At 66.6% G+C, this 15,970-nt stretch carries 15 protein-coding genes; 10 read left to right on the forward strand and 5 right to left on the reverse strand.

Annotated elements, in window-relative coordinates:
- Positions 1 to 217 precede the first annotated feature (217 nt).
- Positions 218 to 1,588, forward strand: coding sequence for an amidase (locus NA5_RS28470; protein ID WP_443093748.1), 1,371 nt, complete (start codon positions 218 to 220; stop codon positions 1,586 to 1,588).
- Here NA5_RS28470 and NA5_RS28475 read toward each other — a convergent pair.
- The 3 genes from NA5_RS28475 to NA5_RS28485 form a co-directional block, all read right to left on the reverse strand.
- Positions 1,585 to 2,475 carry a LysR family transcriptional regulator gene (locus NA5_RS28475; RefSeq protein ID WP_062991482.1) on the reverse strand — a complete coding sequence of 297 codons (891 nt, stop codon included), beginning with the start codon at positions 2,473 to 2,475 and terminating at the stop codon, positions 1,585 to 1,587. The two genes, NA5_RS28470 and NA5_RS28475, sit on opposite strands and share 4 nt — an antisense overlap.
- Positions 2,476 to 2,890: 415 nt before the next feature.
- A complete protein-coding gene (locus NA5_RS28480; protein WP_062991484.1) occupies positions 2,891 to 3,724 on the reverse strand; it encodes an SDR family oxidoreductase in 834 nt (277 codons plus the stop codon).
- A complete protein-coding gene (locus NA5_RS28485) occupies positions 3,721 to 5,319 on the reverse strand; it encodes an aldehyde dehydrogenase family protein (RefSeq protein ID WP_084484483.1) in 1,599 nt (532 codons plus the stop codon). The genes NA5_RS28480 and NA5_RS28485 overlap by 4 nt, the downstream gene beginning before the upstream one ends.
- A gap of 152 nt (positions 5,320 to 5,471) precedes the next feature.
- Between NA5_RS28485 and NA5_RS28490 the strand changes: the two genes are divergently transcribed.
- Complete coding sequence (locus NA5_RS28490; protein ID WP_062991486.1) at positions 5,472 to 6,755, forward strand: PucR family transcriptional regulator; 1,284 nt, start codon at positions 5,472 to 5,474, stop codon at positions 6,753 to 6,755.
- Positions 6,756 to 6,766: 11 nt separating this feature from the next.
- Here NA5_RS28490 and NA5_RS28495 read toward each other — a convergent pair whose 3' ends face one another.
- Positions 6,767 to 7,018, reverse strand: coding sequence for a DUF2277 domain-containing protein (locus NA5_RS28495; RefSeq protein ID WP_062991488.1), 252 nt, complete (start codon positions 7,016 to 7,018; stop codon positions 6,767 to 6,769).
- Between the two features lie 108 nt (positions 7,019 to 7,126).
- Between NA5_RS28495 and NA5_RS28500 the strand changes: the two genes are divergently transcribed.
- A complete protein-coding gene (locus tag NA5_RS28500) occupies positions 7,127 to 7,960 on the forward strand; it encodes a DUF1266 domain-containing protein (RefSeq protein WP_062991490.1) in 834 nt (277 codons plus the stop codon).
- Here the strand turns inward: NA5_RS28500 and NA5_RS28505 are convergent.
- Positions 7,940 to 8,887: a hypothetical protein gene (locus tag NA5_RS28505; protein WP_062991492.1), complete on the reverse strand. Its 948-nt coding sequence runs from the start codon at positions 8,885 to 8,887 to the stop codon at positions 7,940 to 7,942. The two genes, NA5_RS28500 and NA5_RS28505, sit on opposite strands and share 21 nt — an antisense overlap.
- Before the next feature lie 355 nt (positions 8,888 to 9,242).
- On the opposite strand from NA5_RS28505, the gene ftsH reads away from it, so the two are divergent.
- The 7 genes from ftsH to NA5_RS28540 all read left to right on the forward strand — a co-directional run bounded on the left by ftsH (position 9,243) and on the right by NA5_RS28540 (position 15,866).
- Positions 9,243 to 11,612, forward strand: coding sequence for an ATP-dependent zinc metalloprotease FtsH (gene ftsH / locus NA5_RS28510; RefSeq protein ID WP_062991494.1), 2,370 nt, complete (start codon positions 9,243 to 9,245; stop codon positions 11,610 to 11,612).
- A 199-nt stretch (positions 11,613 to 11,811) separates the two neighbouring features.
- A complete protein-coding gene (folE, locus tag NA5_RS28515) occupies positions 11,812 to 12,402 on the forward strand; it encodes a GTP cyclohydrolase I FolE (protein WP_062991532.1) in 591 nt (196 codons plus the stop codon).
- Between the two features lie 107 nt (positions 12,403 to 12,509).
- Positions 12,510 to 13,337 (forward strand): dihydropteroate synthase, encoded by an 828-nt coding sequence (gene folP, locus NA5_RS28520; RefSeq protein ID WP_062991535.1) that lies wholly within the window; start codon positions 12,510 to 12,512, stop codon positions 13,335 to 13,337.
- Positions 13,334 to 13,717, forward strand: coding sequence for a dihydroneopterin aldolase (gene folB, locus NA5_RS28525; RefSeq protein WP_062991496.1), 384 nt, complete (start codon positions 13,334 to 13,336; stop codon positions 13,715 to 13,717). The genes folP and folB overlap by 4 nt, the downstream gene beginning before the upstream one ends.
- Before the next feature lie 22 nt (positions 13,718 to 13,739).
- Positions 13,740 to 14,270, forward strand: coding sequence for a 2-amino-4-hydroxy-6-hydroxymethyldihydropteridine diphosphokinase (gene folK, locus NA5_RS28530; RefSeq protein ID WP_062991498.1), 531 nt, complete (start codon positions 13,740 to 13,742; stop codon positions 14,268 to 14,270).
- Positions 14,267 to 14,743, forward strand: coding sequence for a DUF3180 domain-containing protein (locus NA5_RS28535; RefSeq protein ID WP_062991500.1), 477 nt, complete (start codon positions 14,267 to 14,269; stop codon positions 14,741 to 14,743). The genes folK and NA5_RS28535 overlap by 4 nt, the downstream gene beginning before the upstream one ends.
- 70 nt (positions 14,744 to 14,813) lie before the next feature.
- A complete protein-coding gene (locus NA5_RS28540; RefSeq protein WP_063813631.1) occupies positions 14,814 to 15,866 on the forward strand; it encodes a DUF6779 domain-containing protein in 1,053 nt (350 codons plus the stop codon).
- Positions 15,867 to 15,970: the final 104 nt, after the last annotated feature.

The following is a 15,970-nucleotide window of genomic DNA, read 5'->3' on the forward strand; positions in this document are numbered from 1 at the left end:
GGGGGAGAACCAGCACATGAGCAACACTGCGGCGCGAGCGACGGGCGCTGAAGTAGCCGAGCGCGACCACGGAACCACCCGTAAATCGAATACCGTGACGACCGCGCCGGGCGGCGTCACCGCGACGGATTCCACCGCTCCGGAGGCTGCTGAAGCCCCGGAGGTGCAGGCTGCCCATGAAGTCGCGGTGGGCGGGACCGACGCCGTACATGCTTCGATGGATTCCAGCATGCCACGCGAATCCGGCCTGTCACGAGGTCCGGCGGCGGCAATCGCGGCGAGAGTGCGTGACGGCTCGCTGACGCCGATCGAAACCGTCGATACCGCCCTGGACCTGATCGCCGCGGAGAACCGAAAGACGAATGCGTTCACGGTCGTTCGCTCCGCTAAGGCTCGGGCGGAAGCGCTCGCACTGGAACAGCGTTCAGATCTGGACGTGCTGCCATTGGCGGGCGTCCCCATCGCAATCGAACACAACATCGCGGTCGAGGGCGAGTCGACGCTGGCCGGTTCCGTGGCCACCGACACCCGCCCGGCCGCCGCCGACCATCCGGTGGTGCGCCGACTGCGGACCGCTGGCGCGGTGGTGGTCGGGCTTACCGCGGTATCGGAGTTGGGGCTGTGGGCCAGCACTGAGAGTGAGGGCCGCATCAGCCGCAACCCGTGGAATTCCGCGCGCAGTACCGGCGGGCCATCGGGGGGATCGGCCGCGGCGGTCGCCTCGGGGGTGGTGCCGGTCGCACAGGCCAATGACGGGCTCGGTTCGGTGCGCATACCCGCAGCCTGCTGTGGGGTGTTCGGGATCAAGCCGGGGCGGCATATCGTGCCCATCGAGGTCGGCGCCGATTCCTGGGCGGAAATGGTCGAAAATGGTGTGCTCGCAACGACAGTCGGCGATGCCGCGCTCGCGCTGTCGGTGCTGGCCGAGCGCCCGGACCTAGCCGAATTGGAACCGCCGGGCCGACTACGCATCGGGCTGGCCGTGGCGCCACCGTCCCGGTTGTTCCGGGTCGATCGGCACTGGACCGCGGCCGCCCGCACCGCCGCTTCGGCCGCCGCCGCGGCCGGGCACCTGGTGGAATCGGTGACACTGCCCTACGGCGAATCGCTCGTCTCGGTCTGCCTGCGCTGGTTGGCGTTCGGCGCGCGCGAGGCCGCGAATATCGTGCGCCCCGACCGTCTGCAGCGGCGCACTCGCCGTCACGTCGCACTCGGTCGGCTGGTCCAGCGGTTTCGGCTGATGCGCCCGGCCCAGGTGGACCGGGTCGAGGCGCGGCTGCTGGACTTCTTCGAGCGCTACCACGTGGTGATCACGCCGACGCTGGCCGCGCCGCCACCGCGGGCCAGGGCCTGGCACATGCTGGGTTGGCTCGTGAATGTTGTTGTCAGCGCTCGGTATTCACCGTTCACACCGCTGTGGAATCTGGTCGGCTGGCCCGCCGCATCGATCCCGATGGGCATGCACCCGAGATCGAAGACGCCGGTCGCCGCCCAACTCACCGGACCGCCCGGCAGTGAATCGATCCTGCTGCGCCTCGCGGCTCAGCTCGAATCGATGCACCCCTGGAAGCGAACGGTAAAGGATTAACCCGCGATCGCGGGCTGATGCTGCACTGCGAAACCACCCTCCACCGCACGTGCGGCGAATTCGAGGATGGTCGGTCGGTTGTCGTCGGCGCGCCAGGCCACCGCCAGTTCGCACGGGGCGAGTCCGGCGAGTGGGCGGGCGGTCAGACCCGGCCAGCGATACATCGGCACATTGTTCTCGGCCAGCAGACACACGCCAAGGCCCAGGCTCACGGCCTCCAGCTTGTCCTCGGGGGTCGCCGCCTCGGCGCCGATCTTGGGCTGACGGCCGTTGCGGGCATCGTTGCCGAGCCAGAAGTCGCGCACCGCACCGGCCTCGGTGGGCAGTGCGATGAACGGCTCGTCGAGCAGGTCGGCGAAGTCGATGGTCTCGTTCTCGGCCAGCGGATGGTTCTCCGGCAGCAGTACCCAGCGCGGCTCGGTGCGCAGCACCTGCCAGCGGTACCGGTTCGGATCGGGTAGCGGAAGCCAGACCAGGGCCAGGTCGGCCTGGCGACCGGCCAGACCGCTCGAGGGGTCGGTCCAGGAGGCGGCGTGCAGGGCGAGGCGGTGCCCGCTCGCGCTCTCCAGATCGTTCAGCAGCCCGCGGCCCAGCGCGGACTGGATGCCGACGCGCAGCACCTCACCGGCCTCCTGCAGCGAGACGTTGGTGACCTCCCACAGCTCCAGGATCTTGCGGGCGCCTTCGAGCAGTTCCTTACCCGCGACGGTCAGCGCGACACTGCGCTGGTTGCGGTCGAACAGGACCACGTCGAGCTGGCGTTCCAGCTGACGAATCTGACGCGAGAGGGTGGGTTGAGCGATGTGCAGCCGCTGGGCGGCGTTGGTGAAGTGCAGTTCCTCAGCGACGGCGACGAAATACCGCAGGTCGCGCAAATGCGGGTCCATAGCCCCTTGCTATCAGAATCGGTCCTGAATTTCCAGCCTATTAAGGCCGGAAAGTCTGGATATGGCAGCCGAAACAGTCGGCAGGTTTGTTAGACACAGCATATGGCTTGTCATGGTCATTTGCATCATCGACTCGGCGAATCTCCGGCACCCCCGGCCCGTGCTGCGGCGCACAAGTTAATTGGGCGTATGACCAGCAAAGATATATCCCGCGGCGGGTGTGGGGAGGGTGCTGAAGTGTGGCCGGTCACTGACGAGAAACCGGCCCGCAACGAGGACGAGGCTGCCATCGGCAGATTGAGTGATGTTCGTCACAATTTTGTTTGCCGTCTCGTACGAACTGCCGTCACGAGGGCGCTCCTACGCGCGAAGGCGCCGTGGTCGATCACACGATCACGGCGCCTTCGTCGATCACTCAGAGGCTGCGCGCCCGATCCTCATAGGCCTTTCGCTCGGCCACATCCACATCGTCGAGGAAGGCATTGCTCGAACCCAGCGCCCTGGCCAGTCCATCGGCCACCGGCTCGGGCAGCAGATTCACCACCTGCGACAGGAATCCGGCCACCGCGGTGACCCGGACCTTGGACTTCGGCTCGGCGATCAGCGCGACGATCGCATCGGCGATCTCCTCCGGCTCGGCCGGACGCAGCAGCTTCGGGCCGCTCACGCCGGAGCCGAGTTCGGTATTGGTCAGCGTCGGCAGCACCGAGGAGAACGCGACACCCGAACCGCGGTACTCCTCGCGCAGGGTGTCGGTGAAGCCGAGCACCGCATGCTTGCTGGCGTTGTAGGTCGCCAAGCCCGGGATATGCGTCTCGCCCGCGAGCGAGGCGATATTGATGATGTGCCCGCGCTTGCGCGCCAGCATGCGCGTCAGGCCCAGCTTGGAGCCGAGGATCACGCCGTAGACATTGATATCCAGAATCCGGCGGGTGATCTGATCCGGCTCATCGGCGAATTTGCCGGTCGGCATGATGCCCGCATTGTTGATCAGCACGTCGATCGGGCCGATGGTGCGCTCGACCTCGTCGAGGAAGCTCTCGAACGAGGTGGGATCGGTGACGTCGAGTCGTCCGTACAGCTCGAAATCACGGGCGGCACCGGACTCCTTGACCGTGGTCTCGTCGATATCGCCGATCGCGATCTTGGCGCCGAGCGCATGCAGTGCGGTCGCCGTGGCCAGTCCGATGCCGCGCGCGCCACCGGTGATGACGACAACCTTGCCGCGAACCTTCGCCGCGTTCGTCACTTGTTGTCTCCCTTGAGCTTCAGAATCGCCGCGATATCGATGCGCCGCAGTCCGCGCGCCCCCGCGGCACGCATCGCGCCGAGCCCGAACAGCACCTTCGGCATCTGGTACGGGAACCAGAGCAGTTCCTTCTGCTGGGTGGGCAGGATCGGCGTGGTGATCGCCTTCTGCCTGCAGTACTTGCGAACTCCGTTCGGGCCGCCCCAGCGTGCGCCGACACCGGACTGCCCCCAGCCGCCCATCGGCAGCGCGAAGCTGAACAGGTTGACGAAGACGTCGTTGATATTGACCGCCCCCGCTTCGAGTGCGCGGGCCACGCGCTCGCCGCGCTCCTTATCGCCGGTCCACACCGACGCCGACAGGCCATAGACCGAATCATTGGCCAGCCGAACGGCTTCCGCCTCATCGGCGACCTTGATCACCGGCAGGGTCGGGCCGAAGGTCTCCTCGGTAATGCAGGACATGGTGTGGTCGACATCGACGAGCACGGTCGGTTCGAACAGCGTGCCGACACCGGTGCGCTTGCCGCCGGTGGTCACCCGCGCACCCGCCGCGACGGCCTCGTCGACATGCCGTTGCACGATCTGGACCTGGTTCTCATTGGCCAGCGCGCCGACGTCGTATTTGGACTCGCGACCGTCGAGTCCCTGGCGCAGATTCTTGACGGCGTCGGTGAGTTTGGCGACGAATTCGTCGTAGACCGGAGCCTCGACATACACCCGCTCCACCGAAATGCAGACCTGACCCGAATTGAACATGCCGCCGAAGGCGATGCCGTGCGCGGCCCGATCCAGATCCGCGTCGGCCAGCACGATCGCCGGATCCTTACCACCCAATTCCAGGCTGTAGGGAATCATCCGCTCGACACAGGCGGCGGCGATCTTGCGCCCGGTCGCGGTCGAACCGGTGAACTGGATGTAGTCGGCATTCTCGACCACCGCCGCACCCGTCGCACCCGCGCCGGTGACCACCGCGAACACCGGCGGCGCACCGATTTCGGCCCAGCCCCTTGCCAATTCGATCGCCGAAAGCGGAGTCACCTCCGACGGCTTGAGAATTACCGCGGCACCGGCGGCCAGCGCCGGGATCACATCGATGACCGGCATGGCCAACGGGAAGTTCCACGGCGTGATCACGCCGACCACCGGATACGGCTTGTACACCGTGGTCAACTTCTTGACCCGGGCCAGCGGGCTATGCGGGGACGGATGGTCGTCGGCGAGGAACTTGCCGGCCCGGCGTGCGTAGTAGCCGATCAGATCGGTGGAGAAGGCCGGGTCGATCAGCGCGTCCACCCAAGGTTTGCCCGCCTCGGCCTGCAGCACGTCGGCCAGGTGCTCGGTGTTGTCGATGATCCAGTCCTGCAGCTTCAGCAGCCATTCCTTGCGCCCGTCGGGGCCGATGGCCTCCCATTCCGGCTGGTACAGGCGCAATTCGCGGATCTTGGCCGCGACCGCGTCGGCGCTCTCGTTCGGCACGGTGCCGACCACCGCGCCGGTGCCCGGATTGCGCACCTCGATCACTGCCGGATCCACCTCGGCCGTTGTCTTGCGCGCGGTCTTCTGCTCGGCCGCGCCGGGCACGGTATCGGTCACGCTGTTCTCCCACTACGTTGTGCTGTGCACCGCTGATCGCTGTGAATCAGTTCACTGACCTATGATCGTGACACAAGACTGTCGGACTTTCTTGGCCCGATTTGTCAACGGATCAGGGCATTTTTGTTCTCGGAGCACAATTCGGAGTTTGGATGAGTACCGGCCGGATCAGTACCGATAGCGCGGTGGTCCGCGACTGGCTGGCCGAATACGTCTACGAGACCATGCGCACCCAGGCCCTCGAACAGGTCGTCGACCGTCTCGACAACGCGATCATCGCGCACATTCCGGAACTCGCCGACCGCGATATGCGCCGCGACCTGGCCGCGAGCACCCGCGCACACGCCAGGGTGGTGCTGGCCAATCTCACCAGCGACACCATCGAATTCGCACTGCCCGAGGAGGCGCACGCCTTCGCCCGAACCCTGGCCCGGCGCGGCTACGACCTTCGGCTGCTCCTGCGGACCTATCACGTCGGGCAGGAGGCGGTACTCGACTACATGACCGACGCCGTCGACGAACGCCGGCCGCCGCCCGAAATCGAGCGGGCGGTAATGCTGCGACTGTTCGAGCGTTCCACCAGGTGGGTCAGCATTTCGGTGGAGACGCTCACCGACACCTATATGGAGGAACGCGAGCGCGTCATGCGCGCCGCGCTCAACCGGCGCACCGAAATCGTGCGCGCCCTGCTCGCCGGTGACGAACTCGATATCGACCAGGCCTCGGTCCGGCTCGGCTACCGACTTGCCAAGCAGCACTTGGCATTTGTGCTGTGGACCGATGAGACCACCGGCGAGCCGGACAGCGAGTCGAGCGGGCTGCTGGATCGGGTGGCGACGCGATTGGGTAGCGCGCTCGGCAGCGGCCATGTGCTCACCGTCGCCTCCGGGGCGAGCGGCATGTGGGCATGGGCGCGTCTGGACGACGACGCGCATGCCGCCGAATTGGCGGTGCCGGGGGAGATCACGCGCATCGTGCTCGATCAGGTCGAGCCGCCGGTGCGGGTCGCGTTCGGGGTGCCCGCACCGCAGGCCGCCGGGTTCCGGCAGAGCCATCACGAGGCCGTCGCGGCCAGGCACGTCGCCGAGCGCGGTCCGGCCGATCGAGCGCGGGTCACCGCATATCGCGAAGTGGAAATCGCCTATCTGGCGGGCGCCGACGACGCGGCCATGCGCGGTCTGATCGGGCGCGAATTGCGCGCGCTGGCGGGCCGTGATGTCAATGCCACACGCCTGCGCGAAACACTGCACGCATATCTGAAAAGCCATCGCAGCCCGGAGGCCACGGCGAAATTACTCGGTGTGCACAAGAACACGGTCCGCTATCGGATCCAGCGGATCGAGGAACTGCTCGGCCATCCGATCCAAGCGCGTGGTCTGCCGCTGGAGATCGCACTGGCCTGCGTCGCCACCTACGGCGCGGACGTCCTACCTTGAAACGCTGGGAACTACTCCGCCTCCGCCGCTTGGCGTAGTGGTGGTTCGGTGACCGGTGCGACCCGCACATCCGGTAGATCCGCGAGCAATTGCGTGGTCGCTGCCGCGATGGCGTTCACCGCCTTGTCGACGGCTGCCTTGGTTGTGGTGCTCAGGCCGGACACGCCACCGACCGTACGCACGTACTGCAGTGCGGCAGCATAGATTTCCTGCTCGGTCGGCGCAGGATCCAGGCCACGAAGGAGGGTGATGTTGCTACTCATGGGAGCACACTACTGCCCACCGTCGGGGTAAGGCAGGACAAGAAACAGATCCGACAAAGCCAGGCGATTACACAGGTCCATCCAAGATCGATGGTGAACAATCGGGGTATGCCTGCCCGCGGTGTACCCACCTTGACGACCTTCCCCTACGACGAGCTCGACAAGCGGGAGGAGGACCACTGGTCCGGCGCGGCGGTATCGGATGACGAGCTGCGCGCGCTCGCACTCGGCGGCTTCTACTCGGCGCGCTGGGATGCCTTCCACGACGCGCTGCTGCTCGGCCCCGAGCGCGACCATCCACTCGGTGACCGGCGCGAACTCGCCATCGATACGCTCACCGGCGCATGGGGCATCACCGACGGCACCGAGGCTCAGGCATCCATGGAGCAGCTGCTCGAGGGGATGCACGCGCCGCTGTACGCCATGGTGCATCCGTTGGTGATGGCATCGATCAATGCCAGTGAACGCGACCGGTTCGGCGAGCGGGCCGATCGGCACCGGGCCTTCCTGCGTCAGGTCGGCTCGTTTCGGGGGATGGACAATCCGGAGGCATTGGTCCGCGATTACGACATCTGGTCGCAGGCGATCAAAATCGGTTTCACCGATCATCTGGCCCGCCCGCTGCCCAGCGATATCCACGCCTGGGATCTGGCCAGGGTGGTCGCGGTGGCCCGAATGGCCTTCACCGCCGGCTATCTCGATGCCGAGGTGGCCTGGGGTTATCTGATGCGGGCATTGCCGCTGGCGCAGCGCAAATACCAGAATTGGCGCCAATTCGGCGATGCCTACCTCACCGGCTGGACCTACTGGCAGGCCTGTGAGGATCTGGCCGAACTCAAGAACGGCGGCGTGGATCGGCGCATGGAACTGCTGCGCCTGTGGTTGCGTCCGACCAGCCCGTGGCGGCGGATCACGCTGCAATCAGTGCCCGTCGGGGAGTGAGCGCAGAATCCCGCGTCCGTAGCGCTGGAACTGTCCGTCATCGACCATGCCGAGGGAATGCCGCTCCACCAGCAATTCCCACTCCGAGTAGAGCTGGGCGACGCCAGGATCGGCCGGACCCGCCGCACCGTCGGCCGATTCGCGTCGGACGGCGAAATTCACCGCGCAGGTGACTCGTTCGGTATCGGCCCGATCGGTGCCGGTGAAATGCAATGTGACGTTGCCGTCGTGCACATCGATGCCGGTCTCGCCGCGTCCCGAGCCGATCTCGCCGGGTGTGGTCATGGGGCCGTCGGTGGTGCGCGCCCACATGACGACCGGGATGGGTAGCTCGTGGGCATACCTGTCGCCGGGGTCGATGGAGATGAACAGCAGCCGTCCGGTCGTCGCGGCCAGCAGCCCGGGGCCGCTGCCCGCGGGCGGGTGCGCCACCACGATCGCGGTCTCCAGCACGTATTCATCGACGGTGACGTAGCGATGCAGCGCGGCGATCGCCGCCTTGGCTTCGCGCTTGGGCGCCATCCGCCGCACGGCTCGATCGACATCGGCTCGGGTCGGCCCGCTCTTACCCCACTGCGGGGCGGGCGGCTGGAGATCGGGTGCGGCCACATCGATGCGCTGACTGGCCAGAATCTGATCGTTGATGCGCTCGACGATTTCGGCGGCCGCCGGGAAATCGTGTTCGGCGATCAATACCGGCAGCGGTGTGCGGTCGGCGGGCACGCCGGTGAGCACGGGCGTTGGGTAACGCAGATAGATCTCGATGACGACCGCGTCGTCGGCGCGACGGTTCAGCCGAACCTTGAGCAGATCGGTGACCGGTACATCCAGTACGCGCTCGCCATCGCTGCCCGGGCGTAGAACGATCAGTCGTCCACGGCCGTGCCGCAGTATCGCTGTGGGTGTCCGTAGCTCAACTATGTCCATACCCCCTGCGCTCTGTTGTTTTGCGGTGCTCCCGGGGCCCTACGTGGTTACGCAAGCTACCGCCTTCGGGCCCGTCGCTCGCACCGCGGCTATGTGTCGTCGCTCACGATAGGCCGAACATGACATGATTGTGACCACTTGGCGTAACCCGACCGGAGACCTCGGGAACCACGGACGTTCCCCGACCGTTTACCTGTCGAACTACACCAGCTGCCGAACTGCGCGATGTATCGACTAGACCGTACGCGGTAACGTGGCATGTCCGCATCCGAACCACCGGACGGGACGCGCCCGACGCCACGCTAGGCATGCACCGGAGACACCCGGAAAGGACTGGCCGCCCGGCCTACGCTCTATGAACCGCAAGACTGTGTTTCGCACCCTGGCCATAGTCTCGGGCATCTTGCTCGTGATTTATGCGTTCAGCTATTTCGGCAATGACACGCGGGGCTGGAAGAGCGTCGATACCTCGGTGGCGTTGAGTCAGCTGAACGACAAGAGCAACGTCAAGAATGTCCAGATCGACGATCGCGAGCAGCAGCTGCGTATCGAGCTGAACAACGGGAACGACGCCACTTCCGGCTCGAAGAAGATCATCGCCAAGTATCCGGGCGGCAGTGAGACCTCCAATCAGGTCTTCGATGCCGTGCAGAAGTCCGGCGCACCGTTCAACACCGTGGTGAAGCAGGACAGCTGGTTCACTCAGATCCTGCTGTTCGTGCTGCCGATGGTGATCTTGTTGGGCCTGTTCATCTTTGTGATGTCGCGCATGCAGGGCGGTGGTCGCGGCGGCATGATGGGCTTCGGTAAATCCAAGGCCAAACAGCTGTCCAAGGACATGCCCAAGACCACCTTCGCGGATGTGGCAGGCGCCGACGAGGCCGTCGAAGAGCTCTACGAGATCAAGGATTTCCTGCAGAACCCGGTCCGCTACCAGGCGCTCGGCGCGAAGATCCCGAAGGGCGTGCTGCTCTACGGACCGCCCGGTACCGGTAAGACCCTGCTCGCGCGTGCCGTCGCGGGCGAGGCCGGGGTGCCGTTCTTCACCATCTCCGGTTCGGACTTCGTCGAAATGTTCGTCGGTGTCGGTGCCTCCCGCGTGCGCGACCTATTCGAACAGGCCAAGCAGAACAGCCCGTGCATCATCTTCGTCGACGAGATCGACGCGGTCGGCCGCCAGCGCGGCGCCGGTCTCGGCGGTGGTCACGACGAGCGCGAGCAGACCTTGAACCAGTTGCTCGTCGAGATGGACGGCTTCGGCGATCGCACCGGCATCATCCTGATCGCCGCGACCAACCGCCCCGACATCCTCGATCCGGCGCTGCTGCGGCCGGGCCGCTTCGACCGGCAGATCCCGGTCAGCAATCCGGATCTGGCCGGACGGCGCGCCATCCTGCGGGTGCATTCGCAGGGCAAGCCGATCTCGCCTGAGGCCGATCTCGACGGTCTGGCCAAGCGCACCGTCGGCATGTCCGGCGCGGATCTGGCCAACGTCGTCAACGAGGCCGCCCTGCTCACCGCCCGGGAGAACGGCGCGGTGATCACCGGCGAGCAGCTCGAGGAATCGGTGGATCGGGTCATCGGCGGTCCGCGCCGCAAGAGCCGCATCATCAGCGAACACGAGAAGAAGATCACCGCCTACCACGAGGGCGGTCACACCCTGGCCGCCTGGGCGATGCCGGATATCGAGCCGGTCTACAAGGTGACCATCCTGGCCCGCGGTCGCACCGGCGGCCACGCCATGACGGTGCCCGAGGACGACAAGGGCCTGATGACCCGCTCGGAGATGATCGCCCGCCTGGTCATGGCGATGGGCGGCCGCGCGGCCGAGGAGCTGGTTTTCCACGAGCCGACCACCGGTGCGTCTTCGGATATCGACCAGGCCACCAAGATCGCGCGCGCGATGGTCACCGAATACGGCATGAGCGCACGTCTGGGTGCGGTGCGTTACGGCGAGGAGCAGGGCGATCCGTTCCTGGGTCGCTCGATGGGCATGGGTTCGGGCTTCTCGCACGAAGTCGCCGGTGCCATCGACGAGGAGGTGCGCAACCTCATCGAGGCCGCGCACACCGAGGCGTGGGCCATCCTCAACGAGTACCGGGATGTGCTCGATGTGCTCGCCACCGCGCTGTTGGAGCGAGAGACCTTGCACCGCAAGGATCTCGAGGAGATTCTCGCCGCGGTGGAGAAGCGCCCGCGCATCACCGCGTTCAACGATTTCGGCGAGCGGGTGCCGTCGGATAAGCCGCCGGTGAAGACTCCGGGCGAACTGGCCGCCGAACGCGGCGAGCCATGGCCCCCGCAGGAGCCGCCGCTGCCGAAGCTGCCGCAGCGCGAGGCCGCCGCCTCGGCCAATGGCTATCCGGACTCCGGTTACCAGGAACCGCGCTACGGCGGCTACGCCCAGCCGCATCCGTTGCCGCAGGCGCCGTCCCCGGCCTATCCGCGCCAGGGTGCGACGCACGGCTCGCGGCCGGATTACGGTGCCCCGGCCGGTTGGTCGGCGCCGGGCTGGCCGCCGCGCGACGAACCGCAGCAGCAGTCGGGTCAGCCCGGCTACGGCGGCTGGCAGGGTGAGCCGCAGCCGCGTCACGGCTATCCACAGCCGCAGCAGCCATGGGGTCAGCCGGGCCGCGGCAACGACGGTTATGACGAGCCCGCAAGTGGCACAGGGAATAACGAGGGCGAGAACCGCGATTGGGATGGACCGAACGGTCGGCACTGACGCGTGCCGATTAGGCTCGACCATCTGGGTGCGGGGTGATTGCTCGCACCCGAGATTTTGGAGGTGTCCTCGATTGTCGGCCAACAATCACGTCGATGGGCCCGGGCATGTGAACGGCGGCGCCGTCGCGAATGCCAGCGCTTTCGACGAATTCGACGAGCCGGTCAAGTACAACGGCGCGGGCCCGGCCGGGCCGGAGCTGATCGCACTGGAGACCGGCAGCCCATTCGATCAGCCCCGCGCTGAGGCCGCGATTCGAGAATTGCTGATCGCGGTCGGCGAGAATCCGGACCGGCCCGGCCTGATCGATACGCCCGCGCGGGTGGCCCGGGCCTATCGGGAGATGTTCGCCGGGCTCTTCACCGAGCCGGATGCGGTGCTGAACACCACCTTCGATGAGGGGCACCAGGAATTGGTGCTGGTTCGCGATATCCCGCTGTACTCGACCTGTGAGCACCATCTGGTGTCCTTCCACGGCGTCGCGCACGTCGGCTACATTCCCGGCCCGCACGGTCGGGTGACCGGATTGTCCAAACTGGCCAGGCTGGTCGATCTGTACGCCAAGCGTCCGCAGGTTCAGGAGCGGCTGACCAGCCAGATCGTCGATGCCGTCATGCGCAAGTTGGATCCGCGCGGCGCCATCGTCGTGATCGAGGCCGAGCATCTGTGCATGGCCATGCGCGGTATCCGCAAGCCCGGCGCCAGCACCACCACCTCCGCCGTGCGCGGTCTGCTGCAGTCCAATGCCGCCTCGCGGGCCGAGGCCCTCGATCTGATCCTGCGGAAGTGAGGCACCGCGCGGTGTCGAGCCACGCCCCTGATCCGGTCCTCGCGCCGCGCGGTGTTGTTTCGAGCGACCTGCGCGCACTCGCTCGCGATGGTCGCTCCTGTGTGGTGATGGGGGTTGTGAACGTCACCAGCGATTCGTTCTCCGACGGCGGCCGCTATCTCGATCCGAGCCTGGCCATCGCACACGGCGTCGAGCTGTACGAGGCGGGCGCCGACATCATCGATATCGGTGGTGAGTCGACCCGGCCCGGTGCGGTGCGGATCGACCCCGAAACCGAGGCCGCGCGGGTGGTCCCGGTCATTCGCGGCTTGGTAGCTGCGGGTGTGCCGACCAGTGTGGACACCATGCGGGCCGGTGTCGCCGAGGCGGCGATCGCGGCCGGAGTTTCGGTCGTCAACGATGTCTCCGGTGGCCGCGCGGATCCGGATATGGTGAAAGTCGTTGCGGCGGCTCAGGTTCCGTGGATTCTGATGCACTGGCGGGCGGGTGCGGACTATCGGCACACCGGTCCGGCCGACCACTACGACGATGTGGTCGCCGAGGTGCTCGCCGAATTGACCGCGCAAGTGGAGTTGGCCGTCGCGGCCGGTGTCGACCGGTCCCGACTCGTACTGGATCCCGGCCTCGGGTTCGCCAAGAATGCCGAACACAATTGGGCGCTGCTCGGCGCGCTGCCCGAATTGGTCGGTCACGGGCTGCCGATACTCGTCGGCGCCTCCCGTAAACGTTTCCTCGGCGCCCTGCTCGCCGATGCCGCGGGCCCGCGCCCGCCCGACGGCCGGGAGACCGCCACCGCGACGGTGTCGGCGCTGGCCGCCCTACACGGGGCCTGGGGTGTCCGCGTCCACGACGTGCGCGCGTCGCTGGATGCTATTGCCGTGACCGATGCCTGGCAGCGTGCCGCCGAAAACAGCCCCCGAGGAGCCGCGAAATGAGCCAGCAGCTGGACCGGATCGAGCTGCGCGGCCTGCGCGCCTATGGCTATCACGGCTGCTTCGACCACGAACGCCGCGATGGCCAGGAGTTCCTGGTCGATCTGACGGTATGGACCGATTTCGCCGCCGCCGCGACCTCCGACGACCTCGCGGACACCATCGACTACGGCGCACTCGCCGAGCGCGCGGTGCAGATCATCCAAGGACCGCCGCGCAATCTCATCGAGAAGGTGGTCGCCGAGATCGCCGACGATGTGATGACCGATCCCCGCATCCAGTCGGTCGAGGTCGTCGTGCACAAACCATCCGCGCCGATTCCGCATACCTTCGCCGATGTCCGCGTGGTCACCTCGCGGCAGCGGGGAATGGTGGTGGCATGAGGGAGCGCAGCGAGGTGGAGCCATGAGTCGCGCCGTCTTGTCGATCGGCTCGAATCTGGGCGATCGGCTCGCGCATCTGCGCAGTGTCGTCGACGGGCTGGGGGATCGGGTGGTCGCGGTATCGCCGGTGTATTCGACCGCGCCGTGGGGCGGGGTCGAGCAGGATGACTATCTCAATGCCATTGTGCTGGTGGATGATCCGGAGTTCGGCGCGCACGATTGGCTGCGCTTCGGCCAGCAGTTGGAACAGGCGGCCGGGCGCGTGCGCGAATTGCGTTGGGGCGCTCGCACTCTCGATGTCGATGTAGTGTGGTGTGCCGATGGCGGCGCGGTCTGTCACAGCGACGATCCGGAATTGACCCTGCCGCATCCGCAGGCGCACAACCGGGCCTTTGTGCTGATTCCGTGGCTTGACGTGCAGCCGGACGCGGAACTGGAGGTCGACGGGACCCCGCGGCCGGTGCGCGACTGGCTCGACGAACTCGACGCGGCCGAACGCGCCGGTGTCCGGCCGACCGAATTCGTACTGTCCGCGAAGGGATCGGTGTCGTGAAACTCAAGCCGACCCGGATCTTCGATCTCATCGCGAATGTCGTTGTCGCCGCTCTCATCGCCTGGCTGCTCACCCGGATGGCCTACGGCAGTTTCCCGCCGATCTCGATTTACGCGGGCGCATCGCTTTATCCGGTGGCCGCGATCGAAGTGGCACTCGGTTTCGTAATCCGCGCACGGGTCAATGAACATCAGATCGGTGACGGCAGCCATCAGCTGCATCCGATCACGGCGGCCCGCGCGGTCGCGTTGGCGAAGGCGTCCGCGCAAGTCGGCTCGCTTGCCGCAGGGGTATGGCTGGGTTTCCTTCTCTGGGTCTTTCCGCAGCGCGGCACCTTGAATGCGGCGGGGGCGGATAGTCCCGGCGCGATTGTCGGGATGCTGGCGGGGGTGGCTTTGGTAGCTGCGGCACTATGGCTGGAGTATTGCTGTCGGGCTCCCGAGGACCCTTCTGACGATCCAGCAACGACATAGCAAATAACACTGTCGGAATCACCACGCGAGAATCTGGGCGCGGCTGGCTGATCAAGCTACCCTGGCGTGCATGGTTTCACCCTCCCGTAGCAGCACCTCTCGTCGACGGCGGGACGACGCGGGAAAATTGTTCATCGGCGTATTGATTCTGCTCGGTCTGGTTGCCAGCGTTTTCCTGGTTTTCAGTGACCGTGTGCAGTTTGTTCGGATCGGCTTGGTGGCGGCGCTGTGGGCGGCCGTCATCGGCGCTTTGGCCGCGACGCGGTACCGCAAGGAAGCCACGATCGATAAGGCCAAGGTCCGTGACCTGCAAACGGTGTACGAGCTCCAGTTGGAACGCGAGGTGACCGCCCGACGCGAATACGAACTCGGCGTCGAGGCGCGGGTGCGCGCGGAGGTGGGTGCCGACGCGGCCGAAATGGCCGCCCTGCGCGCCGAACTGACCGTGCTCCGGCAGAGTCTGCAGCGGCTCTTCGACGGTGATCTGCCGATGGATCGGCCCGCGTTGCGCGCCGATGCGACCCGGATTCAGGAGTTGCCGAGCGCATTCGGAAATTCGGCCAACAATAGCTCGGCGAATGCCGACACCTGGCTGGACATGGCGTTCCAGCAATCTCCCGGCAGCTTCACCCCGGTCTTCGAATCGGATCATCCGGAGCCGCCGCGCTTCGCCAGTCCCTTCGACGATCCGGTGACGGCGGAGACCGCTATCGTCTCCCTCGACGACTCCGAGATCCCCGACGCCGAGGTGGATGACGTTTACGACACCGGCCCGCTGGCCACCTCGGGAGGCGGCTGGGCGGACGCGTTCACCGAGGATCCGGAAAAGACGGGTGTTCCCCCGCGGCTGCAGCCGCTCGAATATACCGTGCCGCCGCGCCTGTCGGAGCCGGAGCCGACCGCGTCCGAAGCCGAACCGGACGTTTCGACACCGGAGCCGCCGCCAACTCCCGAGCCCGCCCCACGCCCGACGACCACGGTCCCGCCGCGCGGCAGCGCCACCTCCCGCCGCCGTCGCCGCGTCGATCCGGACGCCGACTCCGGCAACTCCTCGCGCCGACTCTCGGTGGCCGAAATCATGGCCAACCTGCAGTCGGAGGAAAACGGACGCACTGGCCGCTGATCCAGCCCGAGCGGTGAGGGCGCGCCATAGGAGGCCGCGAACACGCCGAGCGGTGAGGCCGAGGCCTTCCCGCCCATGAGGGAGCGAGTCTTACGAGCGACGTT

The sequence above is a fragment of the Nocardia anaemiae NBRC 100462 genome (genome assembly GCF_001612725.1).
Classification (GTDB): domain Bacteria; phylum Actinomycetota; class Actinomycetes; order Mycobacteriales; family Mycobacteriaceae; genus Nocardia; species Nocardia anaemiae.

Coding starts and splice junctions, on each gene's coding strand:
- NA5_RS28470 (WP_443093748.1), top strand. CDS start 218: ATGGATTCCAGCATGCCACGCGAATCCGGCCTGTCACGAGGTCCGGCG.
- NA5_RS28475 (WP_062991482.1), bottom strand. CDS start 2,475: ATGGACCCGCATTTGCGCGACCTGCGGTATTTCGTCGCCGTCGCTGAG.
- NA5_RS28490 (WP_062991486.1), top strand. CDS start 5,472: ATGAGTACCGGCCGGATCAGTACCGATAGCGCGGTGGTCCGCGACTGG.
- NA5_RS28495 (WP_062991488.1), bottom strand. CDS start 7,018: ATGAGTAGCAACATCACCCTCCTTCGTGGCCTGGATCCTGCGCCGACC.
- NA5_RS28500 (WP_062991490.1), top strand. CDS start 7,127: ATGCCTGCCCGCGGTGTACCCACCTTGACGACCTTCCCCTACGACGAG.
- NA5_RS28505 (WP_062991492.1), bottom strand. CDS start 8,887: ATGGACATAGTTGAGCTACGGACACCCACAGCGATACTGCGGCACGGC.
- ftsH (WP_062991494.1), top strand. CDS start 9,243: ATGAACCGCAAGACTGTGTTTCGCACCCTGGCCATAGTCTCGGGCATC.
- folP (WP_062991535.1), top strand. CDS start 12,510: ATGGGGGTTGTGAACGTCACCAGCGATTCGTTCTCCGACGGCGGCCGC.
- folB (WP_062991496.1), top strand. CDS start 13,334: ATGAGCCAGCAGCTGGACCGGATCGAGCTGCGCGGCCTGCGCGCCTAT.
- folK (WP_062991498.1), top strand. CDS start 13,740: ATGAGTCGCGCCGTCTTGTCGATCGGCTCGAATCTGGGCGATCGGCTC.
- NA5_RS28540 (WP_063813631.1), top strand. CDS start 14,814: ATGGTTTCACCCTCCCGTAGCAGCACCTCTCGTCGACGGCGGGACGAC.